Raw genomic sequence first — 23,585 nt, forward strand, 5'->3', positions numbered from 1 at the left:
TGTCAGCGCACCTCCGCCAGCAGCTCCGCGGCCCGTTCCGCGATCGCATACACCGGCGCCAGCGTGTTGCAGGTCGGGATGGTCGGCATGACCGACGCGTCGGCGACCCACAGCCCCGGCACGCCGTGCACGGCCAGTTCGGGCGAGACGACGCTGCGCTCGTCGGTGCCCATGCGGGCAGTCCCGACCGCGTGGAAGAACGTCGAGACCGATCGCCGCACGAACCGCTCCGCCTCGCGACGGTCGAGCCGCCCGGCAGGGGCGAGGGGCGCGGCGACGAGGTCGGCGAAGGCGCGCGAGCCGAACAGGTCCTGGATCGTATCGAGCGACTCCACGAGCGCGTCGAGGTCGGCGCGCTCGGCGAGGAAGTTCGGCTGGATGTCGGGGGCCGCGTCCGGATCGCCCGAACGCAGGGTGATGGAACCGATGCTGCGCGATCCCATCAGGCCCGGCGATACGGCGAACACGTCACCGGACAGGTCGTACTCGTCGCGCACCTCGGGCGTTCCGTGCGGGCCCTGCACGACGAACGAGTGCAGGTCGGGCACCTCGCCGGCCACACTCGAGCGCCAGTTCAGCATGCTGCCGCCGCCGGTGTCGCGCACCGGTCCGAGCGCGTGCCGGGCCCGCGCCGTGACACCCTCGATCAGGGGGTGGTCCTGAAAGTTCGCGCCGACGCCCGGAAGGTCCACGAGCGGTCGGATGCCGTGAGCGGTGAGCGCGTCGGCGTCACCGATGCCCGAGAGCATCAGCAGCCGGGGGGTGTCGATCGCCCCGGCGGTCAGCACGATGCCGCGGGATGCCGCCGTCTCGACGCTCCGTCCGTCCACGACGTGGCGCACGGACCGGGCGCGCTCTCCACCCGGCGGGCCCTCGAGCCGCACACCGAGCGCGCGCGACCCGACGAGCACGTCGAGGTTGGGCCGCTCGAGCACGGGGGCCAGATAGCCCCGCACCGCGGACCACCGTCGCATGACGCCGTCGGCGCCGGTCGTCGCCGAGAAGTTCGTCCAGGCGACCCCCTCGTTCGTGGCGCCGTTGGGGTCGTCGATGACGTCGAAGCCGACCTCCGCCGCGCCGGCCATCAGCGCCGCGGCGATCGGATGCGGGTCGCGGGAGCGCTCGACGCGGATCGGCCCACCGGCCCCGCGCCACGCATCGGCGCCGCCCTCCCAGTCCTCGACGACGCGGAAGAGCCGGTTCATCGACGCGGCGTTCCACCCCGTGGCGCCCTCCGCCTCCCAGCGGTCGTAGTCGCGGGGATGACCCCGGTACCAGAGCATCGCGTTGATCGCGCTCGAGCCGCCGAGCACGCGCCCGCGGGGGATGGGAATGCGGCGCCCGTCCACTCGCGCGGTCGGTGCGTACCCGTAGCCCCAGTCGTAGCGAGAGCCCAGCAGCGACACCCACGAGTCCGCGCGGTCGATCTCGGCGACGCCCTCGCCGGAGGGTCCCGCCTCGATCATCAGCACCCGTGTATCGGGATCCGCCGAGAGACGGTTGGCCAGCACGCAGCCGGCCGATCCGCCCCCGACGATCACCCAGTCGTACTCGGCGCGCGCGGGCGCATGCACGATCGGCATCCCGCGCCCCTAGTTGTGCTCGCTGGGACCCATGACGGTGATCCCCTCGGTGTTCTCGACGTGACGGACAAAGGTGTACGTGTCCTCGCGGCCGTCCGAGTGCTTGCGCTTGATCCCGGGCTCGAGGATTCCGTCGGTCTTCGCCACCACGATGTAGGGCACGTCGGCCGCCAGCCCTTTCGCGCAGTGCTCCTCGAAGTCGGCGAGGGTCGACACCGTGTAGGCGTGCTGCACTCCCGCGGCCCGCGCGATGCCCGCCAGATCGACGGTTCCGGATGCCGTGTGCGTGCGGGGGCCGCCGATCGACTGGTACTGCTCGTTGTCCCACACGACGACGAACAGGTTGTGCGGCTGCTCGTTGCCGAGCGTCGCGAGCACGCCGAGGTTGAACAGCATCCCGCCGTCGGTGTCGAGCGAGACGATCCGCCGGTGCGGCAGTCCCACCGACAGTCCGAACGCCTCGGCGCTGACGCAGCCGAGCTGCTGCTGGAAGAGGCTGCCGGCGCGCATGTGCGGCGCCGCGTTGTACCACTCGTCCACGGCGCCGCCCAGCGAGAGGATGACCAGCTCGGACTCGAGGTGCCGGCCGAGGGCCTGCATGCAGGCGAAGCGCGACATGCTCATCGGACGACCTCCCCCGCCAGAACGACCGCCGAGTGGTAGTACGCGGTGTACGACCATTCGTACGCGTCGACGATGGCCTGCTCGATCTCGTCCTCGCGGCGCACCACCCGGTAGGGGATGCGCAGGGCGCCGAGCAGCGGCTCCATCGTGATGCCGTGGGGCACCGCCCACCAGTTGTTCTCGCCCAGATCGCCGCGGTAGCTCATGATCATGACGACGGGGATGCCGGAGCCGAGCCCCAGGCGCGACAGGTGCTCGGTCGCGGCCCGCAGGCCGGAGTTCTCCATCACGAGCACGGCGCGCTTGCCCGAGAGGAAGACGCCGCCGGCTATCGCGGCCCCCTCGCCCTCGTTGGTGACGGGGATCGTGCGGATGTCGGGGGCGCCGTCCAGCGCCGGGTACAGCTCCTTCAGGAGTGAGTCGGGCAGATAGGTCGCCACGCTCACCCCCGCCTTCTTGAGGCCGCGCAGCACGGCCTCGACACCGGTGGTGTTCATTGTTCCTCGTGTTCGATCGGATTTCGGGCAGGGGTCAGGCGCCCGCGCGCAGGCGGGTCGCCGGATGGGAGGGGGGCAGGCGGGGGCCGTCGGCGTTGGTCACGCGTTCCCGCAGGGTGGCCCCCTGCGGGGGATCGCCGACCAGGCCGCGGTCGCGCAGGATCGGCACGACCAGCTCGCAGAAGTCCTCGAACGCTCCCAGGCCGCCGAACGTGGGCTCGAGCATGAATCCGGCCAGGCCGGTCTCGCGGGCGATCTGGGTCATCTCATCGGCGACGTCGGTGGGCGAGCCCGTGATCTGGAACCCGCGGATGCCGCGGCGCCGGAACCCGTCGAGCACGTCGCGCACGCGCACGCTGCCCTGGGCGCGGTAGCGGTCGAGCAGCGTCTGGCCCTGCGCACCGCCGTCGGGCAGGCGCACGTCCTCCAGGGCCGTCTCGGGGTCGATGCCGGAGAGGTCGACGCCCGTGAATCCCGCGAACATCACGGCCGCATCGTCCATGGCGTACAGGGCATCGAGCTCGTCGCGCCGGCGCTGCGCCTGCGCGCGGGTGGGTGCGACGGTGATCGTCGCGCCGCTGATGACGGCGACGTCGGTCTCGGGCCGCCCCAGCGCGGCGGCGCGCTCGCGCACGTCGCGCACGACGCCGGCGGCCTGGGGGATCGACTGCCCCTGGATGAAGACCGCCTCGGCATTGCGGGCCGCGAACGCCCGGCCGCGGTCGGACGTGCCGGCCTGGAAGAGCACGGGGGTGCGCTGCGGCGTCGGCGGCACGGCGAAGACACCGTGGCCGGAGTGGTAGCGCCCGTCGAAGGCGACCGGGTGCACGCGGGCGGGGTCCGCATAGACGTTCCGTGCGCGGTCGCGGATCTCGGCGTCGTCCTCCCAGGAGGATTCCCAGAACCGCAGGCAGAGCTCGACGAACTCGTCGGCGGCGTCGTAGCGGTCGTCGTGACGACCCGCGGCGAGTCCGAAGAGCGCGTCGGTCGTCGCCTGCGAGCTGCCGGTGACGATGTTCCAGCCGACCCGGCCGCCGGTCAGTCGATCGAGCGTCGCGAATCGGCGTGCGGTCGAGTAGGGCCGCTCCGCCACCGTCGGCGACGTCAGCACGAAGCCGAGCGAGCGCGTCTGCGCCGCCAGCGCCGAGATCATCAGCATCGGGTCGAGCGCCGGGAACTGGATGCCGTGGGCCACCGTCTGATCCGGCACCCGCCCGTCGATGACGGGGTAGCCGTAGGTGTCGGCGAAGAACAGGAAGTCGAACCCCGCGGCATCCAGCGTCGTCGCGAGCGAGGTCCAGTGCGCCAGGTCGTCCCACTCGTCGCCGCGCCCGTCGGGGTGGGTCCACGTCGGCAGCCCGTTGTTGGGGTTGACCATCTCGAATGCGCCGAGGATGAGGGTCATCAGATCACCGCCACGACGGTCTTGGTCTCGAGATAGTTCTCAAGCCCCTGGGCGCCGTTCTCGTAGCCCCAGCCGGACTCCTTGTGGCCGCCCTTGGGCAGTTCCGGTCCCAGGAACGAATGGCAGTTGACCCACACCGTGCCCGACTGCAGGCGCCCGGCGATGCGGTGCGCGTTCGACAGTCCCTGCGTGAACACACTCGCGGCCAGGCCGTAGCGCGTGTCATTGGCCCATCCGATCACCTCGTCGAGGTCGTCGAAGGGGGTCACGGCGGCGACCGGGCCGAAGATCTCCTCGCGCATCAGCCGCATGTCCTCCCGCACACCGGTCAAGACGGTGGGGGAGTAGAACGTGCCGGCGGGACCGTCGCGCCGTCCGCCGGTCACGACGTCGACACCGGCGGCGCGGCCCTCTGCCACGAAGGCATCGACGCGCTCGGCCTGCGTGGCGCTGACGAGGGGCCCGAGATCGGCGTGGGGGTCGAGGCCGTGCCCGAGCCGCAGCGACGAGCCGAAGGCGGCCATCCCCTCGACCAGGCGCTCGTACACGTCGCGGTGGGCGTAGATGCGGGAGCTCGCCACGCACACCTGGCCGCCGTTGTCGAAGATGCCGCGCGAGACGGCCTCGATCGTCTGGTCGATGTCCGCGTCGTCCATCACGATCGACGGCGACTTGCCACCGAGCTCGAGCGTGACGCGGCGCAGGTCGGCGCCGGCGGCGGCCGCGATGTGCTTGCCCACCGCCGTCGAGCCCGTGAAGGTGACCTTGGCGACGTCGCGGTGCGTGGCGAGCGCCTCGCCCGCCTCACCGCCGTAGCCGGTGACGACGTTGACGACGCCCGCGGGCAGCCCGGCCTCCCCGAGCAGCTCGCCCAGTCGCAGCGCGGTCAGGGGTGTGTCCTCGGCGGGCTTGAGCACGAGGGTGCACCCGGCGGCCAGCGCGGGCGCGAGCTTCATGCTCGCCATCAGCATCGGCGAGTTCCAGGGCACGATCGCCGCGACGACGCCCACGGGCTCACGGCGGGTGTACGCGAAGACCTGCTTGCCCGGCGGCGTCCGCGACAGCGATGTCGGGATCGTCTCGCCCAGGATCTTGGTGGGCCAGCCGCTGTAGTAGCGGAACTGGTTCACCGCTGCGGGGATCTCGCCGAACCGGGCGGTGCGCCACGACTTGCCCTGATCGAGGGTCTCGAGCTGGGCGAGCTCGTCGGCGTGCTCTTCGATGACATCGGCGATGCGCCAGAGCAGCGCGCCGCGGGCGGCCGGGGTCATCTCGGCCCACGCCGGGGCGGTGAGCGCTTCCGTCGCGGCGGCGACCGCCGCATCCACATCGGCCGTGTCGGCTCGAGCGATCTCGGCCAGGTGCTCCCCGGTGGCGGGATCGCGCGTGGCGAATGTGGCGCCGGATGCCGCCCGCACCCACTCCCCGCCGATGAGCAGGCCGCGGGGGCCGCGGTCGAGGAAGGCCGCGGCGTCGGGGTGCAGGTGCGGTCCCGGGGGATGCACGGTGAGCGTCATGATTCTCCTTCGTGGGCGTTCGAGGTCGATGCGGGGGTGATCGTGATGGCAGGCTTCAAGGCGCCGAGGGCGCCCAGGCTCTCGAAGGCCCGCTGCAGGTCGGCGAGTTCGAACACCGGCTGGCGCAGGGTCGCGACGTCTATCGCCCCCGCGCCGAGCATCCGCAGCGCGGCATCGGCGTGGCGGTCTTCGAAGCCGACGACGCCCACGATGCGCGAGCGTGAGTAGTGCAGGGCGTTCGGGTCGAGTTCGACGCGCGTGCCGCGCGGTGCGGAGGCGAACAGCACGATCGTGCCCCCGCGCGTGAGTGCGGCCTGCGCCAGGGCGAAGGCGGGGTCGAAGCCGGTTCCCCCGGCGACGACGAACACGTGGCGCGCGCGGGGCAGCCGGTCCGGCGCGGTGGCGTCGTGGCCGAGCCGGCGGGCCGTGGCGCGGCGGTCGGCACGGATGTCGGCGCCGACGGCGGTGATGCCGGCGGCGCGCAGGGCCTGCAGGTGCAGCAGACCCATCGGTCCCAGTCCGATCACGGCCGCGGTGTCGCCCCGAGAGGCGCCCGAGACCTCGATGCTCGAGAGCACGTCGGCGAGCGGCTCGACAAGGCTTCCCGCGGCCTGGTCGACGTCGGCGGGCAGGCGGATGAGGTTGGCCGCCGGCACGAGCACGCGCTCGGCGAATGCGCCGCCGATGCCGTGGGTGCGGAGCAGCTCGGCGCAGGCGAGCGGGTCCCCGGCGGCGGCGCCGACACCTGTCAGGCGCTCGCACAGGATGACCTCGCCCGCGGCGCAGTGCGGGCAGCGCCCGCAGCGGATGACCGGGTCGACGGCCACACGGTCGCCCGCGTCCCAGCCGCTGACATCGGGGCCCGCGCTGACGACGGTGCCCGCGAACTCGTGCCCGAGCACGAGGGGCGCGCCGCGCAGCCGCCGGGGCAGGGTGGGGTCGGCCCACTTGCGGGCATCCGTCGGGCAGAGGTTCGCCTCGTCGACGCGCAGCAGCACGGTGCCGGGGCCGGCGACGGGATCGTCGACCTGCTCCGCCCGCACTCCGCGGGCTCCGTCGAGACGCATGCGCAGGGTCATGGCTGCTCCGGCATCCGCAGCGCGCCGGCGAGGTCGCGATCGTGCACGACTCGGCGCAGGCCCGCGATCGCCGCCCGAGGATCGCGTCGCGACCAGACGTTGCGGCCGGCGGCGATGCCGCGGGCGCCGGCGCGGATCCATGCGTCCGCGGCACGCAGGAACGTCGCCGTGTCGGTCGGGGCGCCGCCGAGCACCAGGACCGGCCCCGGCGCGCTGCGCGTGATCAGCGCGAGGGTCTCGACCTGCTCGGGCGCATGGATCTTGACGAGGTCTGCGCCCAGCTCCCAGGCCGCGCGCGTGGAATGGGCGATGAGGGCGTCGCGTTCCGCCCCGGACGGCGGCACCTCGGTGCCCCACAGAACGGGCTCGACGATCAGCGGAAGCCCTGCGGCCTGACATTCGCGGGCGGCGCGCGCGACCAGCTCGACCGAATCCGCGAAGAGTTCCCCCGTCCCGAGGGGGAGGACCACCTTGGCGGCCGTCGCACCGTCGCGCAGCGCCTCGTCCGCACGCGCGGTGCGGCGGTGACCCCGGATCGCGCCCGTCGTTCCCGGGCGGTCGGAGAAGACGGGAGCGTCGAGGGCGATGATCAGGCGCGGTGCGCCGGCGGCGGCGAAATCGCGCAGGCTCAGGCGCGCCAGCCCCTGACCGAGCAGCACGGCATCGGGCCCGCCGGCGACGATCGCGGCGACACGCTCGGGGGCGTCCTCGCCGCCGCGCGGCATGCCGCTCCCGCCGTGGTCGAAGGCGGCGACGACGCAGCGGCCGGATGCCGGGTCGAACAGGCTCGCCGCGCGGATCGCCGCGCCGTTCACGAGCGGCCTCCCCACAGCGTGACGCCCGGCTGGTGCCGGTCGGGGCGGATCCATGCCGAGGCGACATCGACGACCTCGCCTCGCTGCGTGTAGCTGATCTGGCTCATGTGCGTCAGGGGACTCCCGGCGTCGACGGCGAGCAGGTGAGCGGTCCCGTGGTCGGCGGGCACCGCCGTGAAGATCAGGTCGGAGCGCTCGATCACGACTCCGAAGTCGTCGGCCAGCGTCGCGTAGAGCGAGCGTCCCGACAGGTCGGTCTCGGTGAGCCCGGGTGCTGCGCGCAGCGAGACGGCGTTGAGCAGGAGCGACACGGGTGCGCCCTCCGCCGTGCGCAGGCGGCGCAGCACGAGGGCGGGACCCGCCTCTGCACCCGCCCCCCAGTCACCGGCAGATGCGATCTCCCGCGCCAGCTCCGTCGTCTCGAAGCGGATGCCGCCGCGCTCCAGCCGTTCGCCGAGCGACTCGAAGGCCGTCACGTGCGAGGGCTCTCCCGCGATGAACGTGCCGACCCCATGACGCTGGACGAGGTGACCGGACTCCACCAGCGAGCGCAGCGCGCGCCGGAGGGTGCCGCGCGCGACGTGCAGGTCGTCGGCCAGCTCGATCTCGCGCTTGAGCTGCTGACCGCGTCCCCACACTCCGGCGTCGATGCGTCGACGGATCTGCTCGGCGATGCGCTCGTGCAGCGCCTCGTCGCCGTCCGGCACGGACGTCAGAGTGAGCAGCGGGTGGGTCATGGTTCTCACAGGCTATGTCAGAGGTACAGTGAGGTACATGCGCGTCAGAATCGACGGAATAGGCCTCTGACCAGGCATAAAAGGGTGCTCGTGCATGCGGCGGTCCCGTATGTCGATCACGTAAACTTCTTGTTTCGAACGCCCGGCCCGCCCCCTCGCGTCCTCGGTTCCGCGCCGACCGGGCCGGTGTGGTGCCGTATCGCAAGCAGCAATCACCGATAGGTGACAGCGATGACGCGTGGGCTTCGGATCGCTAGGGTGGGGCGATGCCCGAATCCTCCCCGGTCGATCCCGGAGCCGCCTCTCGCTCCTCCGGCGGGGGTATCGGCGCACTCCTCGGGCGCGCGATCCGCGAGGCCCGCACCGAGAAGAAGCTCTCGATGCGCGCGCTCGCCGCGGCGGCCGACATCAGTCAGCCCTTCCTCAGTCAGATCGAGAGCGGCCAGACGATGCCGTCCTTGATCACGCTGTACCGCGTCGCCAATGTGCTCGGCCTCTCGCCCTCCGTCCTGCTGCCGGCGTCCCCGCAGCCCGAGTCCGTGCACGTCTCGCGACGCGACGACGCGACGTGGGTCCCCGTGGCCGAGGTCGCCAACGCCGCCAAGACCCGTGTCGTCCACTCGGGCGTCGCATCCGTGCAGGAGTACGTCGTGGAGCCCAGCGACTACATGGGGGACTGGTACAAGTCGGACGGCGAGGTCACCGTCTACGTGGTCGAGGGCGAGATCGCCGTCGAGGTCGAGGGGCGCGGCACGTGGGAGCTGGGGTCGGGCGATGCGATCACCCACCCCGGCGGCCTGCGCAACCGCTGGGCGGCGCGGGGACACGGCCCCGTACGGATCGTTCTGGTCTACGCCGCCGAGCGCTGACGCGGCCCACGGTCGGTGCGGGGTCTGCTCGGCAGAGGGAAACACGGGCGATACATGATCGCTATCTGCAATAAACGATAGTTCTCTACGATCATTCCTGTCCGGATGCGGCATCTGCGCGGCACCGGACCACCGTCCCCGCCCCGGGGCGGCCTGCATCGAGAGAAACGAGCACCATGACCTTCGTCACCTCCCGGCGCGCCCGCGGTACGGCCGTCGGCACCGCCGTCGCCGCCGCGGCGCTCGCCCTGTCCGCCTGCGCCGGCGGTGCATCCTCCACCACCGACACGACGCCCGTCGACGCCGCCGACCTCGGCGACCTCGCGGTGCAGCTCAGCTGGATCCTCAACGAGGAATGGTCGGGCGAGCTGATCGCCGACGCTGAGGGCTACTACGAAGACGCGGGCTTCTCGTCGGTCAATCTGGTTCCCGGGCCTTCGAGCGGCATCCCCGAGCTGTTGTCGGGCACGGCGGATGTCTCGTTCACCGACGCGCTCTCGGTGGGTGCCGCCGTGGCGAACGAGGGCGCCCCGCTCAAGGTGATCGGCGCGACGTTCCAGAAGAACCCGTTCACGATCGCCTCGCTCGCCGACGGCGCCGCGATCGGCTCTCCCGAGGACATGATCGGCAAGAAGATCGGCGTGCAGGATTCGAACCGTCCCGTCTTCGACGCGTTCCTGGCCGTCAACGACATCGACGCCTCCGACGTCGAGATCGTCCCCGTCCAGTACGACCCCGCTCCGCTGGTGACCGGTGAGGTGGACGGCCTGATCGCCTTCGTCACGAGCCAGTCCGTCACGCTCGAGGTGGAGGGCATCGCGGTCACGGACCTGCTGTTCGCCGACAATGGCCTGCCGTTCGTCGCACACGTCGTGACCGCGACCGACGAGACGATCGAGACCGAGCGCGAGCGGCTGAAGGCGTTCCTCGCCGCCGAGATCCAGGGATGGACGGACGCGGTGGCCGACCCCGCGGCCGGGGCGGAGCTCGCGGTCGAGGAGTACGGAGCGGACCTGGGGCTCGAACTCGAGACCTCCGTCGCCAGCGCGGTCGCGCAGGCCGAGCTGCTCGTCGTCTCGGACGAGACCGTCGAGAACGGCCTGTTCACCATCTCTGAAGATCTGCAGGAGCAGACCGTCAGCAGCCTGATCAGCTCCGGGTTCGATGTCACCGCGGCTGAGCTGTTCGACATGACAGTTCTCGACGAGGTCTACGCCGAGCAGCCGGACCTCATCGCGTACGAACGCTGATCCGACGGCGGCGGGGCGTCGCGCCCCGCCGCCGGCACGAATTCCCGACGAGAGTGCCCCATGAGCCCCACGCCCCGCCTGCTGACCGCCCCTGTCGTCGTCCCGATGGATGACGCCGCAACCGTTCTGACCGACGCCGGCGTGCTCATCGTCGGCGACACCATCGCCGCGGTGGACGACGCCGCCGCCCTCATCGCGGCGCATCCGGGCGCGCAGCGCCTCGACCTGCCCGACCGGGTGCTGATCCCCGGACTCGTCAACGCGCACCATCACTCGGGCGTGCTGCGCGGCACGGCGGAGCACCTGCCGGTGTGGGAGTGGCTGCGCCTGCACATCGACCCCATGCATCGGGTGCTGCGCCCCGACGAGGCCGAGGCGGCCGCCTGGCTCTGCTACGCCGAGGGCCTGCTCTCGGGCACGACGACGGTCGTCGACATGTGGCGGTTCATGGACGGCGCCGCCCGTGCGGCATCCGCCCTCGGCAATCGCCTGGTGTCGGTCAACTACGTCGGCGAGCACCCCGACTTCGACTACTTCGACACGCTCGATGACAACGAGCGGATGCTGCGCGAGTGGACCGGCGCGGCCAACGGGCGCATCATGCCCTGGGTGGGACTGGAGCATCCCTTCTATGCGGACGCCGCGGGTCAGCGCCGGGCGATCGACATGGCGCGGGCCTACGACACCGGTCTCTACACCCACTGCAGCGAATCCGAGATCGAAGTCGGCGACTTCGTCTCGCGCTACGGGGCGCGGCCGATGTTCGCCCTCGATCGCCTGGGATTCTTCGACGCCCCCCGCGCGATGATCGCGCATGCCGTGTGGCTCGATGACGACGAGATCGCCCTCGTCGCCGAGCGCGGCGTCGGGGTCTCGCACAACCCGGTGTCGAACATGAAGCTCGCCAGCGGCATGGCGCCCGTCGCCGAGATGCTGGCGGCGGGGGTCAACGTCGGTCTCGGTACCGACGGCGAGAAGGAGAACAACAACCTCGACATGTTCGAGGAGATGAAGGTCGCCTCTCTGCTCGGAAAGCTGCGCACCATGGATGCCGCCGCGATGGACTCGTGGGACGTGCTGCGCATGGCGACGCGGGGCGGTGCCGCAGCCATCGGCCAGGGCGACGCCCTCGGCCGGATCGCCGTGGGGCACAAGGCGGACCTCGTCGCCGTGCGCACGGACACCCCTCGGATGACGCCGTTGCTGCCGGACGGCGGCTATGCCAACGTGCACCACAACCTCGTGCACGCGGTGCGGGGATCCGACGTCGACATGACGATGGTCGACGGCGAGGTGGTCGTCAGGGATGGCCGGCTCGTGCACGCCGAGCTGCATGAGATCATCGCCCGCGCACGCGCCGCGGTTCCCGGCCTGTTCGAGCGGCGCAGCGCATGGCTCGAGGCGCAGGGTGAGGTGCAGGGGCTGTACTGACGAGCTGCCTGACGCCGTGCCTCACTGCACGGTGATGAGCGTGCGCTGCCAGCCGCTCGAGCCGTCGGGGGCGATCGGTGCGCGTTCCTCGATCTGCAGCTCGCCGTCCGCGTTCACCGCACGGACCGCGATGTAGTGGGTGCCGGGCGATGCATCCCACTCCAGCATCCACTGCACCCACGTGTCGCGGTTCACGGGCGTCGACAGCGTCGCGTCCTGCCACGGGCCATCATCGATCGACACCTCGACGCGCTCGATGCCGACCGTCTGCGCCCATGCCACGCCGGCGATGGGCACCATGCCGGCCTGCACGGGCGTGCCGGTGCGCGGGGTGTCGATGCGCGAGGACATCTTGATCGGGGCGCGGGCGTCGTATCCGCGAGGCGTCCAGTACGCCTCGTCCTCAGCGAATGTGGTCACGGTCAGCTCCGTGAGCCACTTCGTGGCCGAGACGTAGCCGTACAATCCGGGCACCACCATCCGCACCGGAAAGCCGTGTTCGAGGGGGAGGGGCTCGCCGTTCATCGCGACCGCGAGGATCGCATCCCGCCCGTCGTCGGTGAGGGCGTCCAGCGGCGTGCTGGCGGTGTACCCGTCGATGCTGCGCGAGAGCACCATGTCGGCGTCGGCGTCGGGATCGGCCCGCCGCAGCACGTCGCGCACCGGCACTCCTTGCCATATCGCGGAGCCGACGAGGTCGCCGCCGACCTCGTTCGACACGCAGGTGAGCGTGATGGAGTACTCATCGAGGCCCATGTCCACGAGGTCGTCGAATGTCAGCTCCACCCGCTGGCCGACGCGCCCGTCCACGACGAGCCGCCACGTGGCGGGATCCACCTCGGGCACGGTCAACGCCGTGTCGACGCGGTAGAAGTCGGCGTTCGGCGTGTAGAGCGGTGAGAGTCCGGGCACGTCGAGCTCTGCCCCCTCGGGAACCTGCACCCGCGACGCGGGGGCCGGCAGGCGCAGCGCCTCGCGTGCCGCGGTGATCGACGCGTTCACCGAGCTGACCACGCGCGATCCCACGCCCACCAGGATCGATCCGGCCGCCGCGATGCCCGCGACCACGAAGAACCGTCGCCGGTCCAGCGCCGCGTCCGAGGCCGTCGCGGCGGGGGAGCGCCATCCGCGGAGTCGGCGGGCGAGCACGAGGAGCACGAACACGCCGGCGGCCGTGCCCGCCAGTGGTGCGAGGAACGCGAACGGAGGCACTCCGGCGCGGGTGAGCACAGCGGCCAGCGAGAGGGCGCCGGCGACACCGAGAGCGACCAGGCCGAGCGGCGGGCGCACCAGCTCCAGGACGCCGGCGATGCCGGCGGCGATGACCACCGCGAGGCCGAGGCCGGCCAGGAGGGCGATCTTGTCGTAGGCGCCGAACGTCGAGATCGCGAACTCCTTGAGCCATTGCGGCGCGATGTCGATGACGAACGATCCCACCGCCAGCAGCGGACTCGCGCCCTGCCCGACGAGCAGCGCAACCAGCTCGGCGGCGGCCAGGAACACCGCCGCCGAGACGATCCCGGCGACGGCGGCCCACCCCGCGGTACGCACTCTGCGTCCCGAGGACCCGGATGCCGCGGCGCCGGATCCTGCGTTCGCGGGCCTTGGGTTCTCGGGCTCCGCGGCCTCGGGCCCTGTCGTGTGCGGCACTGGCACGATCGGCGGCCTCCTCCGGCGCGGCGCTTCCGCGGCCTCAGGGGTGATCCGCCGCGGAAGCCGAAACGGATTGGGTGCGGGTGCGGCGGTGGCGACCGTAGGCTGGCCGGGTGAGCACGGCATCGGTGGCCTTCGGTCAGCATCCCCCGCCCCTGCGCACCCTCGTGCATCTGAGCGATACGCACCTGCTGCAGGGCAACCCTCGGCTCGGCGGTCGTTTCGATACCGAGGCGAATCTGCGCCGCACCCTGCACCGCCTCGAACAGTCCGAGGTACGCCCGCACGCCATCGTCTTCACGGGCGACCTCACCGACCTCGGTGAAGCCGGTGCCTATACGCGCCTGCGTGAGATCGTCGAGCCGGTGGCGCGCAGAATGGACGCTCCCCTCGTGTGGGTGGCGGGCAACCACGACGAGCGGCCCGAGCTGCGGCGGGACCTGCTGGGTCTCGATCCCAGCGAGGAGCCGGTCACGGGCGCCTGGGACCTCGGGGGCCTGCGGCTGATCGCGCTCGACACGTCTGTTCCCGGCTGGAACCACGGCGACCTCGACGACGCACAGCTGGAGTGGCTTGCGGCCCAGCTGCAGACGCCGGCGCCGCTGGGAACCGTCCTGGCGCTGCATCACCCGCCGCTGCCGAGCTACGTGCCGTTGTTCGGCATCCTCGAGCTGCAGCGGCAGGACCGCCTGGCCGAGGTCATCACCGGCACCGACGTGCGCTCGATCCTCGCCGGCCACCTGCACTACGCCACCCACGGCACGTTCGCGGGAGTGCCCGTGAGCGTGGCGGCCGCGACCTGCTACACGATGGATGTCGGGCAACCCCAGACATCCATCAACGGCATGGACGGTGCACAGAGCTTCCAGCTCGTGCACGTCTACGACGGCACGGTCACCCACACCGTGGTGCCCGTGGATGCCGCGCCCGCCGGCGATTTCTTCTCGCCCGCCTGGTACGAGCGGATGAGCGCCCTCACGCCTGCGGAACGCCTCGAGGTCTTCTCCCGCAAGCCGCCGCGGTCCTGAACGCCCTCATCCTGCCTGCGGACGACGGCGAGGCGCCAGGAGCGTTGGCCGGTGAAGTCAGTCCAGGATGCGGCAGTGCGTGGTGAGCTCGCCGACGCCGTCGACGCCCACCGTCACGGTCGACCGGTCCCGGAGGAAGATCTGCGGATCCCGTGAATAGCCGGCGCCCCCGGGACTGCCGGTCGAGATCAGTGTGCCGGGCAGAAGCGTCGTCGACCCCGAGAGGTGCGAGATCAACGTCGCCACCGACCGCACCATCTGGCTCGTCGAGGCATCCTGCACCGTGTGCCCGTCGACGACCGCCCAGATGTGCAGGTCCTGCGGGTCGGGCACCTCGTCGGCGGTCACCACGACGGGACCGGTCGGGGTGAACCCGTCGAAGGACTTGCAGCGCGACCACTGGGCTTCGGCGAACTGGATGTTGCGCGCCGTGATGTCATTGACCACCGTGTAGCCCCAGACGTGGTCGAGGGCGTGCTCCTCGTCGACGTCGCGGGCGGCCGGCCCGATCAGCACGCCGAGTTCGGATTCGTAGTCGACCGCCTCGCTCAGGGAACGGGGCCATGTCGTCGTGCCTTCGTGCCCGGCGAGCGAGTTCGGCCACAGCGTGAAGACGGTGGGAGCGGCGTCCGTCTTCAGGCCGAGCTCACTGGAATGGGCGGAATAGTTGAGGCCGATCGCGAGGATCAGGGGCGGGCGCGAGACGGCGGATGCGTAGGCGGCCTCGGCCAGCGGAATTCGGGCGCGGGCGGCGGCGGGGGAGGATGCGGCCTCCCGCACCCGGTCGAGCATCTCGCTGCCGCCCTCGATCAGCGCTTGCAGGTCGGCGGGTGCGGCGTCGAGGATGCTGCGGACGGGCACCGCCTCGGCTCCGTCGATGACGGCGAGGACTGCCTCGGGGGACTCGGGAAGGACCATGTGGGCAAAACGCACACGTCCCACGCTACCGGTTCGGCGCCCCCCGCCCGCCCGCGCATAGGCTGGTGAGGTGACCTACGAGCCCCCGCCCTGGCCGGACGGCGGCGGGGTGCCGGAGCGCTACCCGTCCCCGTTCTCGCAGCCCCATCCGGGGTCGCCCGCGCTGATCCCGCCCCCGCCTCCGCAGCTCGAGACCGTGCCCGCGATGCCCCGGGTCGCCCGTCGCGGCCGGCGCCCGTCGGTGTGGCTGTTCGGGGCGCTGGTCGTCGTCTCGGTCGCGCTGATCGGCTACTTCCTGACCTTCCTGGGTGCGGGGGCGTCGATCCTCGGGTTCGCGATGGCCCTGGTCCCGTTCGTCGGGGTGCTGTTCGCCGTGCGTCTGATCGACCGCTGGGAGCCCGAACCGCGCGGCCTGCTCGTCTTCGCCGTCGCCTGGGGAGCGATCGCCTCGGTCGCGATCGCGCTGCTGGTCGACCTCGGGATATCGGGGCTCATCGGCAACGACGGCTCGGCGTTGCGGCAGCTGTTCTCGGCGGTCGTCCAGGCGCCCGTCGTCGAGGAGGTCGGCAAGGGGCTCGGGCTGCTGCTGATCTATGCGACGGCCCGGCGCGCCTTCGACGGGCCGGTGGACGGCGTCGTCTACGGGGCCCTCGTCGGAGCGGGGTTCGCCCTCACCGAGAATGTGCAGTACTTCGCCGTGAGCTATCTCGAGGGCGGGCTCGGCGAGGTCACCGGCACCTTCTTCGTGCGCGGCATCCTCTCGCCGTTCGCGCACGCGATGTTCACGGCGGTCATCGGATTCGCACTCGGACTCGCGGCGCGGCGCGGCACGTCCGTCGCGGGGGCGATGGGTCCGTGGCTGGGCGGGGTCGCCGGCGCGGTCGTGCTGCACGCGTTCTGGAACGGATCCGCCCTGCTGGGGGATTTCTTCGCCCTGTACGTGACCCTCCAGGTTCCTCTGTTCGCGCTGTTCATCCTCGGCGTGCTCGCTCTCAAACGCGAGGAGGCGCGGCTGACCCACAGACGGCTCGGCGAGTACGCCGCGGCGGGATGGTTCACGGCCGAAGAAGTCGACATGCTCGCAACCGGATCCGGTCGGCGGCAGGCGCTGGAGTGGGCGCGCACGCTGCGCACCGATCGCCGCACGGTGATGCGCACCTTCATCCACGACGCGGCGGCGCTGGCCGCGGCCAGGCAGCGTGCTCTGTCGGGTCGCGATCCCCGCGCCGCAGAAGACGAGCGGGTGCTGCTCGAGCGCACCGCCCTCGCGCGGCAGGCGCTCTTCTCGCTCTGAGAGCGGAGGGCTTTCGAGACGCAGAGCCTGCGACGGCACGTCATTCCCTCGGGCGAGGGTGGCTGCGGCTGGCCGGGGACAGACTCAGCGCCCGGTGCAGCGGCGATGCCTGCGTGACTCCCGGGCGCTGAGTGGATCTGATATAAGGGTGGACCCGCGCGAGGCGACTGTCAAGAGCCCGCGCAACGGTTTCCGTCCTCCCGCGAAAGGGTGCGTTGACCCGTGTCCTCGGGGTCGGGTTGGATGGGGTCATGACCACTGATCGAACGAAGCCCCAGATCGATGCCCCCGAGGGCGACGCCCCCGAGACTCTCGCCGTGCGTGACCTGATCGAAGGTGACGGTGCCGAGGCGAAAGCGGGCGACACCGTCACGGTGCACTACGTGGGTGTCGACTTCGCCTCGGGGGAGGAGTTCGACTCCTCCTGGAACCGGGGCGAGAGCATCCAATTCCCCCTGCGCGGCCTGATCCAGGGGTGGCAGGAGGGCATTCCGGGCATGAAAGTCGGGGGACGCCGCGAACTGGTCGTCCCGCCCGAGCTCGCCTACGGCCCCCCTGGCGGTCATTTCCTGGGCGGCAAGACGCTGATCTTCGTGATCGACCTGCTCGAGGTCGGCTGACGAGAGGCGGCTGACGAGAGGCGGCTGCGGGACCGCGAGCACATGTGCGGGAATACATGCGGATGCATACTGGTTGGGCCCCGTGAACGTGTCGCGACCGCGACGTCGAACCAAGGAGACCTTCTATGACCGCTACCGCTCTCGACATTCCCGGCTACAAGGCGGGCACCTGGGTGCTCGACCCCTCGCACAGCGAAGTGACCTTCAGCGTGCGCCACATGATGATCTCGAAGGTGCGCGGCACCTTCGGTGTCAAGAGTGCGACGATGACCGCTCCTGAGAACCCGCTCGAGACGACCGTGACGGCGTCCGTCGACGTCGCCTCGGTCAACACCGGTGACGAGGGGCGCGACAACCACCTGCGCTCGGCCGACTTCTTCGATGCCGAGACCTACCCGACGATCGACTTCCGCTCGAGCGGCGTGCGCGTCGAGAACGACCGGATGCTGGTGGACGGCGAGCTCACCATCCGCGACGTGACGAAGCCCGTGACCTTCGAGGTCGACTTCGGCGGCTTCGGAACGGACCCGTGGGGCAACTACAAGGCGGGCGCCACCGCCACCGCCGTCATCGACCGCGAGCAGTTCGGCCTCACCTGGAACGCCGCGCTCGAGACCGGCGGGGTGCTGGTCGGCAAGGACGTCACCATGGTGCTCGACCTGCAGGGTGCCCTGCAGGAGAGCTGACCGAGGCGGGGCGGATGCCGCGGCCGGTGCGGCGGCGGCATCCACTCGTCTGGGACCCGTTCCCGCGCCTCGATGTTCGCTGGTAGACTCGGCGGGTTGCCGTTCGATCGGCCGCGGATAAAGAGAGCTCACGCATCGGGCGTCGGGCACCGCGCAGCGAAGAGGAAGGGGATCCCATCTATGGCACTGGAAGCTGACGTCAAGAAGGCGATCATCGAAGAGTACGCGACGCACCCCGGTGACACCGGATCCCCTGAGGTGCAGGTCGCATTGATGACGCAGCGCATCACGGACCTCACCGAGCACCTCAAGGAGCACAAGCACGACCACCACTCGCGTCGTGGTCTGTTCCTGCTCGTCGGCCAGCGCCGTCGTCTGCTCAGCTACCTCCAGGACGTCGAGATCGCGCGCTACCGTGCGCTGATCGGGCGTCTGGGTCTGCGTCGCTGAGCCCGACCAGCGTTCAATCGCACTTCTCGAAGGGCCGTCCCAGGTGTGGGGCGGCCCTTTGTCGTGCGAGGGCTGCGGACCGCGCGTCTCTCATCCCGGCCCAGGACCGAGCGGCACGTGCGATACGGGTTCGAGTCCCGTCACGGTGACCCAGCCGTCCGCAAGGCAGGCCGCATCCGTGCCCGGCTCGGCCACGGAGGGCAGATCCTCCACGGCGAGGCGGATGTGATGCTCGCCCCGTTCTTCGAGGGTCGTCTGGACGATCCCGAAGGGGGCGAGCGGAGCTTCGCGGATGCCGCGGTTCGTGGCGTTGTTGGGCACGTTGACATTGATGACCGATCCACGCGGGCGCTCGAGCAGCACGGGCAGCACGTCGAGTGCGGCGGCCGCCGCCGCATCCCAGTGGAACGTCTGCGGATGCATGCCGACATCGAGTGACACGGCCGCTCCCCATGCTCCGTTGAGGCCGCCCGTGAGGGCTGCGCCGACGGTTCCGGAATGCAGGATCGCGCGCCCGACGTTGGCGCCGTGATTGACCCCGGACAGCACGAGATCGGCGGGGTCGCCGAACGCGCCGCGGGCCGCGACGAGCGCGATCAATCCGGGACCGCCGTGCACGGCGAATGCGCGCACCCCGCGCAGCCCCTCGAGCTCGCGGCGGTCGACCACGATGTGACCGGCCTCCTCTTCGGCCATGATCGACGCGCTGGCGCCGCTGGATTGCCGCGCCGGCGCGGCGACCGTGACGTGGTGCCCTGCGTCGACGGCCGCGCGCGCGAGGGCGTGCAGGCCCGGGGCGTCGATGCCGTCGTCGTTCGTGACGAGGATGCGGCTCATGAGTCCGCCTCGTCGGCCAGCGCGGCCAAGCCGTCCGGAGTGACGTGCTCGCCGCCTGCCTCGCCACCGCTGCCGGCGTCATCGTCGAGAGAGCGGACGAGCACCTGCTCGCGCAATGCCTCGATCGCCTCGGGATCGCCCGTGCCGAGGCCGTGCCGCGTGACATTCAAGGCACCGGCCGCGGCGGCGAGCGTGGCGGCACGTCGCACGGGCTGACCCCGGGCCAGGCCGGCGGCGAGGCCGGCCGTGAACGAATCGCCCGCGCCCCGTGTGTCCGATGTCGCCAGGCGCGGCGGCTGCACGCTCGCGACGCCGTCGCGGTCGATGAGCAGTGCCGGTTCGCCCCCGCGCGAGAGGATCACCGCCTCGGCCCCGCGCTCGCGCAGATGACGCACTACCGCGATGGCGGCGTCCATCCCGTCGCCGTCGAGCAGGCCGTCGTCGCGCAGTTCCTTGTCGCTGACCTTCAGCACGTCCACGCCGCCGGCCAGCGCGGCCGAGAGCCGCTCCCCGGCGAGGTCGACGATCACCCGGCCGCCCGTCTCGCGGATGTCGACAGCGAGCCGGCGGTACGTCTCGGCGGGCAGCACCCCGGCGCCCTGCGGTCCGCTCAGGATCACAAGCCGCGAGCGCAGCCCCTCGCGGAGCGTCATGCTGTAGAGCTCGTCGAGATCGTGGCGGGCGATCCCATCCCCGTCGGACTCGACGATCTCGGTGCGCTCACCGCCGCGCCGGTCATGCACGTACGCGGCTCCGCGCCCGGCGCGCTCCACCGCGGCGATGTCGATCGAATCGTCGTCGAGGATCCCGCGGGTGATGCGCCCGAGCTCGCCGGTCAGCACGCAGCAGAGGGTGACGCGCACGCCGAGGCGGCGCAGCATCCGGGCCTGCCAGACGCCCTGTCCGCCCGCGTGGACGTGCACGTCCGGTGTTCCGCCCGCATCCTCGATCGTGATCGTCACGACGGGTGAGGGCGCGAAGATCGTCACATCGCTCATGAGCAGGACGATAATCCGGAGGTGCCACCGCACCGACACCCTTGCCAGGAGGCGACGGAACGTGCAAGGCCGCCCGCCGGTCGGGCTCAGTCCCGCCGAGGTCGCTGCGACCCCGTCGGGTCGGATCGGTGGGAGCGCGACACGAGCCCGGGATCGACGAACAGCCACCGGGGTCGCGGCTCGATCAGCGGGCGGAAGACACGGCGCACCGGTGCCGTCGCCAGCCCGACGGCGATCAGCACCGACACCACGATGACGAGCGGCAGCCAGATCCACGTGGGATCGAGCCCGCGCAGCACGCCCGACTCCCGGAACGGGTAGAGCACGAAGGAGTGCAGCAGATACACGTACATCGTGTACTGGCCGAAATGGGTCCAGCGATGCTGGCCCCGGGGCACGAGGGCGAAGAACGACACGCTCAGGATGAGGGCCACGCTCATCAGTGCCAATCGCACGGCCCCGGCCCACCACTGGTCGCCCCCGAGGGCCGCGTACGAGTCGTCGTAGAACAGCCACGTGCGCAGATTCATCGCCTCCCACACGTCGAGGAAGGCCCAGGCGGCCCAGCCGGTGACGGCGATGATCGCGGCCGCGCTCACGGTCACCCACCACGGCCGGCGATCGATCAGGCGCAGGCGCGCGACGATGTCGTTCTCGTGCAGCCACCAGCCGAGGGCGAAGAACGGCAGCAGGCCCAGTGTGCGCGAGAGTGAGAACGTGGAGTCGATGTTCGTCAGATACCCCGCGCCGATCGAGACCGCCACACTCCAGACCAGCGGCCATCGCAGCAGGGCGAGGTAGGGGAGGACGAGCCGGAAGATGCCGAGTGCGAGCAAGAACCAGAGCGTCCACGACGGCTGCGTCAGGTTGGCATCCCCCTCGCCCTCGACGAGCCACTTGGTGAAGACCCACAGACCTTCGAAGATCACGTAGGGCAGCAGGATGTCGGTGACGACGCGCGCCATCTGCTGCCGGTTGGGTGCTCCGGACTTGGAGAAATAGCCCGCGATGAGGGCGAAGGCCGGCATGTGGAACGCGTAGACGGTGAGGTACAGCGCGAGGGCGATGTCGGAGTCGTAGGTCAGGCGCTGCACGGCGTGCCCCAGCACGACCAGCACGATGGCGGCGAACCGGGCGTTGTCCCAGAACGGCATCCGCTGCCTCTTGCCGGCCGAGGCGGCGGGGGGTCCGGATGCCGCGGCCCGGCCGCGACGCGACGCGTCGTTCATGAGCCAGCACCCTACCCTGGTCCCCGTCGCGGGGACCGGGAATAATCTGGGCGTCTCCACGTTATCGTCATTACATTCAAGCGCATAGAGATGCGCCGGTCCGCGCGAGGCGCGGAAGAGCAGGAGCGGAGCAGACGTGAACGACGACAGCACGAGGCAGGGGATGCAGTTCGGCATCTTCTCCGTCAGCGACATCACCGCCGACCCGACGACCGGACGCACACCGAGCGAGGCCGAGCGGATCCGCAACACCGTGACGATCGCGAAGCACGCGGAGGAGGTCGGACTCGACGTCTTCGCGCTCGGCGAGCACCACAACCCGCCGTTCTGGTCGTCGTCGCCGACGACCACCCTCGCCTACATCGCGGCGCAGACGGAGCGGCTGATCCTCTCGACCGCGACGACGCTGATCACGACGAACGACCCGGTGAAGCTCGCCGAGGACTACGCGATGCTCCAGCACCTGGCCGGCGGCCGTGTGGACCTCACGCTGGGTCGCGGCAACACCGGACCCGTCTACCCGTGGTTCGGCAAGGACATCCGCCAGGGTCTGCCGCTGGCGATCGAGAACTATGCGCTGCTGCATCGACTGTGGCGTGAGGATGTCGTCGACTGGGAGGGAAAGTTCCGCACGCCGCTGCAGGGGTTCACCTCGACCCCTCGGCCGCTCGACGGGGTGCCGCCCTTCGTCTGGCACGGCTCGATCCGCACTCCCGAGATCGCCGAGCAGGCCGCGTACTACGGTGACGGCTTCTTCGCGAACAACATCTTCTGGCCGAAGGAGCACTATCAGCGCCTCATCGCCCTCTATCGCCAGCGCTTCGCGCACTACGGGCACGGCACGCCCGAGCAGGCGATCGTCGGGCTCGGCGGTCAGGTGTTCATGGCCCAGACGTCCCAGGAGGCCGTGCGCCGGTTCCGGCCCTACTTCGACAACGCCCCGGTATACGGCCACGGGCCCTCGCTCGAGGACTTCAGTGAGATGACGCCCCTCACGGTGGGGTCGCCGCAGCAGGTCATCGACCGCTACGCGGGCATGCGCGAGAGTTACGGCGACTATCAGCGTCAGCTCTTCCTCATGGACCATGCCGGGCTGCCGCTGCAGACCGTGCTCGAGCAGCTCGACATCCTCGGTGAAGAGGTGGTGCCGGTGCTGCGCAAGGAGCTCGCCGTCGACCGCCCCGCGGAGGTTCCCGACGCGCCGACGCATGGCGCGCGGGTGCAGGCAGCATACGGCGACGGACTCGCTCGCCAGGCACGCCCGCGGGCCAACCGGGGCGACAACCTCGCCGGCCCCTCGCCCTATGAGGACGCCGCGGTGCCGGCCGTGGCTGCGGGCTCCGCCTTCGGGGCAGCGGCGACGAGAGAAGGGGTCGCGAGGTGACCCAGCGCCGCATCGCGGTCGTGACGGCCGGTCTGTCGCACCCCTCGACGACCCGGCTGCTTGCCGACCGACTCGCTCAAGCCGTCGACGACGAGCTCGACGGCCTCGGAATCGACCGACGGTTCGACGTCGTGGAACTGCGCGACCACGCCCACGACATCACCAACCACCTGCTCACCGGTTTCGCCCCGCCGGCGCTGGAGTCCGCCATCAACACGGTGGTCTCGGCCGACGCGCTCATCGCGGTGACGCCGATCTTCTCCACGAGCTACTCGGGTCTGTTCAAGTCCTTCATCGACGTGCTCGATCCGCAGGCCCTGTCCGGCACACCGGTGCTGCTCGGCGCGAACGCCGGGACGCCCCGCCACTCCTTGGCCCTCGACTACGCGATCCGTCCCCTGTTCACCTATCTGCACGCCGACCCCGTGCCGACGGGTGTGTTCGCGGCATCCGGCGACTGGGGCGGCTCCGATGCGGACGCCGCTCCGCTCGCCGACCGCATCGTCCGCGCGGCGCGGGAGCTCGCACAGGCGATTGGGTCCCGCGGGCCGCGCATGGGCGCGGACCCGTTCGATCCCGCCGGATACCTGGCGGAGGGCGGGTCCTTCGAGGACCTGCTCGGGGGTCGCGCGGAGGGGTAGGAGGCGCGGCGCCGCGGCGACGTGCGGGAGACCGGCAGGT

At 71.1% G+C, this 23,585-nt stretch carries 23 protein-coding genes; 10 read left to right on the forward strand and 13 right to left on the reverse strand.

Annotation, left to right across the window (positions count from 1 at the left end; all coding sequences use genetic code 11):
• Positions 1 to 2: 2 nt before the first annotated feature.
• From M4I32_RS11425 to M4I32_RS11460, 8 genes are read right to left on the reverse strand one after another with little or no spacing between them, the layout of a single operon-like run.
• Positions 3 to 1,583, reverse strand: a complete 1,581-nt coding sequence (locus M4I32_RS11425; RefSeq protein ID WP_319034593.1) for a GMC family oxidoreductase — start codon at positions 1,581 to 1,583, stop codon at positions 3 to 5.
• A 9-nt stretch (positions 1,584 to 1,592) separates the two neighbouring features.
• Complete coding sequence (locus M4I32_RS11430) at positions 1,593 to 2,207, reverse strand: thiamine pyrophosphate-dependent enzyme (RefSeq protein ID WP_319034594.1); 615 nt, start codon at positions 2,205 to 2,207, stop codon at positions 1,593 to 1,595.
• The gene (locus tag M4I32_RS11435) at positions 2,204 to 2,704 is read right to left on the reverse strand and encodes a thiamine pyrophosphate-binding protein (protein ID WP_319034595.1); all 501 of its coding nucleotides are present in this window, start codon (positions 2,702 to 2,704) and stop codon (positions 2,204 to 2,206) included. Before M4I32_RS11435 ends, M4I32_RS11430 begins: the two co-directional genes overlap by 4 nt.
• A 34-nt stretch (positions 2,705 to 2,738) precedes the next feature.
• Complete coding sequence (locus M4I32_RS11440; RefSeq protein ID WP_319034596.1) at positions 2,739 to 4,109, reverse strand: NtaA/DmoA family FMN-dependent monooxygenase; 1,371 nt, start codon at positions 4,107 to 4,109, stop codon at positions 2,739 to 2,741.
• Complete coding sequence (locus M4I32_RS11445; RefSeq protein ID WP_319034597.1) at positions 4,109 to 5,626, reverse strand: aldehyde dehydrogenase family protein; 1,518 nt, start codon at positions 5,624 to 5,626, stop codon at positions 4,109 to 4,111. The genes M4I32_RS11440 and M4I32_RS11445 overlap by 1 nt, the downstream gene beginning before the upstream one ends.
• Positions 5,623 to 6,705 (reverse strand): zinc-dependent alcohol dehydrogenase, encoded by a 1,083-nt coding sequence (locus M4I32_RS11450; RefSeq protein ID WP_319034598.1) that lies wholly within the window; start codon positions 6,703 to 6,705, stop codon positions 5,623 to 5,625. The genes M4I32_RS11445 and M4I32_RS11450 overlap by 4 nt, the downstream gene beginning before the upstream one ends.
• Entirely contained in the window at positions 6,702 to 7,520 is an 819-nt protein-coding gene (locus M4I32_RS11455) for a hypothetical protein (protein WP_319034599.1), read from the reverse strand. Before M4I32_RS11455 ends, M4I32_RS11450 begins: the two co-directional genes overlap by 4 nt.
• Positions 7,517 to 8,257: a GntR family transcriptional regulator gene (locus tag M4I32_RS11460; protein WP_319034600.1), complete on the reverse strand. Its 741-nt coding sequence runs from the start codon at positions 8,255 to 8,257 to the stop codon at positions 7,517 to 7,519. The genes M4I32_RS11455 and M4I32_RS11460 overlap by 4 nt, the downstream gene beginning before the upstream one ends.
• 266 nt (positions 8,258 to 8,523) lie before the next feature.
• On the opposite strand from M4I32_RS11460, the gene M4I32_RS11465 reads away from it, so the two are divergent.
• The 3 genes from M4I32_RS11465 to M4I32_RS11475 all read left to right on the forward strand — a co-directional run bounded on the left by M4I32_RS11465 (position 8,524) and on the right by M4I32_RS11475 (position 11,807).
• Entirely contained in the window at positions 8,524 to 9,126 is a 603-nt protein-coding gene (locus tag M4I32_RS11465) for an XRE family transcriptional regulator (RefSeq protein ID WP_319034601.1), read from the forward strand.
• Between the two features lie 176 nt (positions 9,127 to 9,302).
• Complete coding sequence (locus M4I32_RS11470; protein WP_319034602.1) at positions 9,303 to 10,376, forward strand: ABC transporter substrate-binding protein; 1,074 nt, start codon at positions 9,303 to 9,305, stop codon at positions 10,374 to 10,376.
• A 60-nt stretch (positions 10,377 to 10,436) separates the two neighbouring features.
• Complete coding sequence (locus M4I32_RS11475; protein WP_319034603.1) at positions 10,437 to 11,807, forward strand: amidohydrolase; 1,371 nt, start codon at positions 10,437 to 10,439, stop codon at positions 11,805 to 11,807.
• Between the two features lie 21 nt (positions 11,808 to 11,828).
• Here M4I32_RS11475 and M4I32_RS11480 read toward each other — a convergent pair whose 3' ends face one another.
• Positions 11,829 to 13,358, reverse strand: coding sequence for a molybdopterin-dependent oxidoreductase (locus M4I32_RS11480; protein ID WP_319034604.1), 1,530 nt, complete (start codon positions 13,356 to 13,358; stop codon positions 11,829 to 11,831).
• 215 nt (positions 13,359 to 13,573) lie between these two features.
• On the opposite strand from M4I32_RS11480, the gene M4I32_RS11485 reads away from it, so the two are divergent.
• Positions 13,574 to 14,488 (forward strand): metallophosphoesterase, encoded by a 915-nt coding sequence (locus tag M4I32_RS11485; protein ID WP_319034605.1) that lies wholly within the window; start codon positions 13,574 to 13,576, stop codon positions 14,486 to 14,488.
• A gap of 57 nt (positions 14,489 to 14,545) precedes the next feature.
• Here the strand turns inward: M4I32_RS11485 and M4I32_RS11490 are convergent, their stop codons facing one another.
• Positions 14,546 to 15,421, reverse strand: coding sequence for a fumarylacetoacetate hydrolase family protein (locus M4I32_RS11490; protein ID WP_319034606.1), 876 nt, complete (start codon positions 15,419 to 15,421; stop codon positions 14,546 to 14,548).
• 55 nt (positions 15,422 to 15,476) lie between these two features.
• Between M4I32_RS11490 and M4I32_RS11495 the strand changes: the two genes are divergently transcribed.
• From M4I32_RS11495 to rpsO, 4 genes are all read left to right on the forward strand, one after another.
• Positions 15,477 to 16,700 carry a PrsW family intramembrane metalloprotease gene (locus M4I32_RS11495; RefSeq protein ID WP_319034607.1) on the forward strand — a complete coding sequence of 408 codons (1,224 nt, stop codon included), beginning with the start codon at positions 15,477 to 15,479 and terminating at the stop codon, positions 16,698 to 16,700.
• Between the two features lie 251 nt (positions 16,701 to 16,951).
• Positions 16,952 to 17,320: an FKBP-type peptidyl-prolyl cis-trans isomerase gene (locus M4I32_RS11500; RefSeq protein ID WP_319034608.1), complete on the forward strand. Its 369-nt coding sequence runs from the start codon at positions 16,952 to 16,954 to the stop codon at positions 17,318 to 17,320.
• 125 nt (positions 17,321 to 17,445) lie between these two features.
• Positions 17,446 to 18,006 (forward strand): YceI family protein, encoded by a 561-nt coding sequence (locus M4I32_RS11505; protein WP_319034609.1) that lies wholly within the window; start codon positions 17,446 to 17,448, stop codon positions 18,004 to 18,006.
• Positions 18,007 to 18,186: 180 nt separating this feature from the next.
• On the forward strand, positions 18,187 to 18,456 hold the full coding sequence (gene rpsO / locus M4I32_RS11510; protein ID WP_319034610.1) for a 30S ribosomal protein S15: 270 nt from the start codon (positions 18,187 to 18,189) through the stop codon (positions 18,454 to 18,456).
• Positions 18,457 to 18,546: 90 nt separating this feature from the next.
• Here rpsO and surE read toward each other — a convergent pair whose 3' ends face one another.
• The 3 genes from surE to M4I32_RS11525 form a co-directional block, all read right to left on the reverse strand.
• Positions 18,547 to 19,293, reverse strand: a complete 747-nt coding sequence (gene surE, locus M4I32_RS11515) for a 5'/3'-nucleotidase SurE (RefSeq protein ID WP_319034611.1) — start codon at positions 19,291 to 19,293, stop codon at positions 18,547 to 18,549.
• Positions 19,290 to 20,291 carry a 1-phosphofructokinase family hexose kinase gene (locus M4I32_RS11520; RefSeq protein WP_319034612.1) on the reverse strand — a complete coding sequence of 334 codons (1,002 nt, stop codon included), beginning with the start codon at positions 20,289 to 20,291 and terminating at the stop codon, positions 19,290 to 19,292. Before M4I32_RS11520 ends, surE begins: the two co-directional genes overlap by 4 nt.
• A gap of 86 nt (positions 20,292 to 20,377) precedes the next feature.
• Complete coding sequence (locus M4I32_RS11525; RefSeq protein WP_319034613.1) at positions 20,378 to 21,520, reverse strand: acyltransferase family protein; 1,143 nt, start codon at positions 21,518 to 21,520, stop codon at positions 20,378 to 20,380.
• A 163-nt stretch (positions 21,521 to 21,683) separates the two neighbouring features.
• Between M4I32_RS11525 and M4I32_RS11530 the strand changes: the two genes are divergently transcribed.
• Entirely contained in the window at positions 21,684 to 22,904 is a 1,221-nt protein-coding gene (locus M4I32_RS11530) for an LLM class flavin-dependent oxidoreductase (RefSeq protein ID WP_413466820.1), read from the forward strand.
• Complete coding sequence (locus tag M4I32_RS11535; RefSeq protein WP_319034615.1) at positions 22,901 to 23,545, forward strand: FMN reductase; 645 nt, start codon at positions 22,901 to 22,903, stop codon at positions 23,543 to 23,545. The genes M4I32_RS11530 and M4I32_RS11535 overlap by 4 nt, the downstream gene beginning before the upstream one ends.
• Positions 23,546 to 23,585: the final 40 nt, after the last annotated feature.

The organism is Microbacterium sp. LRZ72 (genome assembly GCF_033792225.1).
Lineage (GTDB): Bacteria > Actinomycetota > Actinomycetes > Actinomycetales > Microbacteriaceae > Microbacterium.

Coding starts and splice junctions, on each gene's coding strand:
- M4I32_RS11425 (WP_319034593.1), bottom strand. CDS start 1,583: ATGCCGATCGTGCATGCGCCCGCGCGCGCCGAGTACGACTGGGTGATC.
- M4I32_RS11430 (WP_319034594.1), bottom strand. CDS start 2,207: ATGAGCATGTCGCGCTTCGCCTGCATGCAGGCCCTCGGCCGGCACCTC.
- M4I32_RS11435 (WP_319034595.1), bottom strand. CDS start 2,704: ATGAACACCACCGGTGTCGAGGCCGTGCTGCGCGGCCTCAAGAAGGCG.
- M4I32_RS11440 (WP_319034596.1), bottom strand. CDS start 4,109: ATGACCCTCATCCTCGGCGCATTCGAGATGGTCAACCCCAACAACGGG.
- M4I32_RS11445 (WP_319034597.1), bottom strand. CDS start 5,626: ATGACGCTCACCGTGCATCCCCCGGGACCGCACCTGCACCCCGACGCC.
- M4I32_RS11450 (WP_319034598.1), bottom strand. CDS start 6,705: ATGACCCTGCGCATGCGTCTCGACGGAGCCCGCGGAGTGCGGGCGGAG.
- M4I32_RS11460 (WP_319034600.1), bottom strand. CDS start 8,257: ATGACCCACCCGCTGCTCACTCTGACGTCCGTGCCGGACGGCGACGAG.
- M4I32_RS11465 (WP_319034601.1), top strand. CDS start 8,524: ATGCCCGAATCCTCCCCGGTCGATCCCGGAGCCGCCTCTCGCTCCTCC.
- M4I32_RS11470 (WP_319034602.1), top strand. CDS start 9,303: ATGACCTTCGTCACCTCCCGGCGCGCCCGCGGTACGGCCGTCGGCACC.
- M4I32_RS11475 (WP_319034603.1), top strand. CDS start 10,437: ATGAGCCCCACGCCCCGCCTGCTGACCGCCCCTGTCGTCGTCCCGATG.
- M4I32_RS11500 (WP_319034608.1), top strand. CDS start 16,952: ATGACCACTGATCGAACGAAGCCCCAGATCGATGCCCCCGAGGGCGAC.
- M4I32_RS11505 (WP_319034609.1), top strand. CDS start 17,446: ATGACCGCTACCGCTCTCGACATTCCCGGCTACAAGGCGGGCACCTGG.
- rpsO (WP_319034610.1), top strand. CDS start 18,187: ATGGCACTGGAAGCTGACGTCAAGAAGGCGATCATCGAAGAGTACGCG.
- surE (WP_319034611.1), bottom strand. CDS start 19,293: ATGAGCCGCATCCTCGTCACGAACGACGACGGCATCGACGCCCCGGGC.
- M4I32_RS11520 (WP_319034612.1), bottom strand. CDS start 20,291: ATGAGCGATGTGACGATCTTCGCGCCCTCACCCGTCGTGACGATCACG.
- M4I32_RS11525 (WP_319034613.1), bottom strand. CDS start 21,520: ATGAACGACGCGTCGCGTCGCGGCCGGGCCGCGGCATCCGGACCCCCC.
- M4I32_RS11530 (WP_413466820.1), top strand. CDS start 21,684: ATGCAGTTCGGCATCTTCTCCGTCAGCGACATCACCGCCGACCCGACG.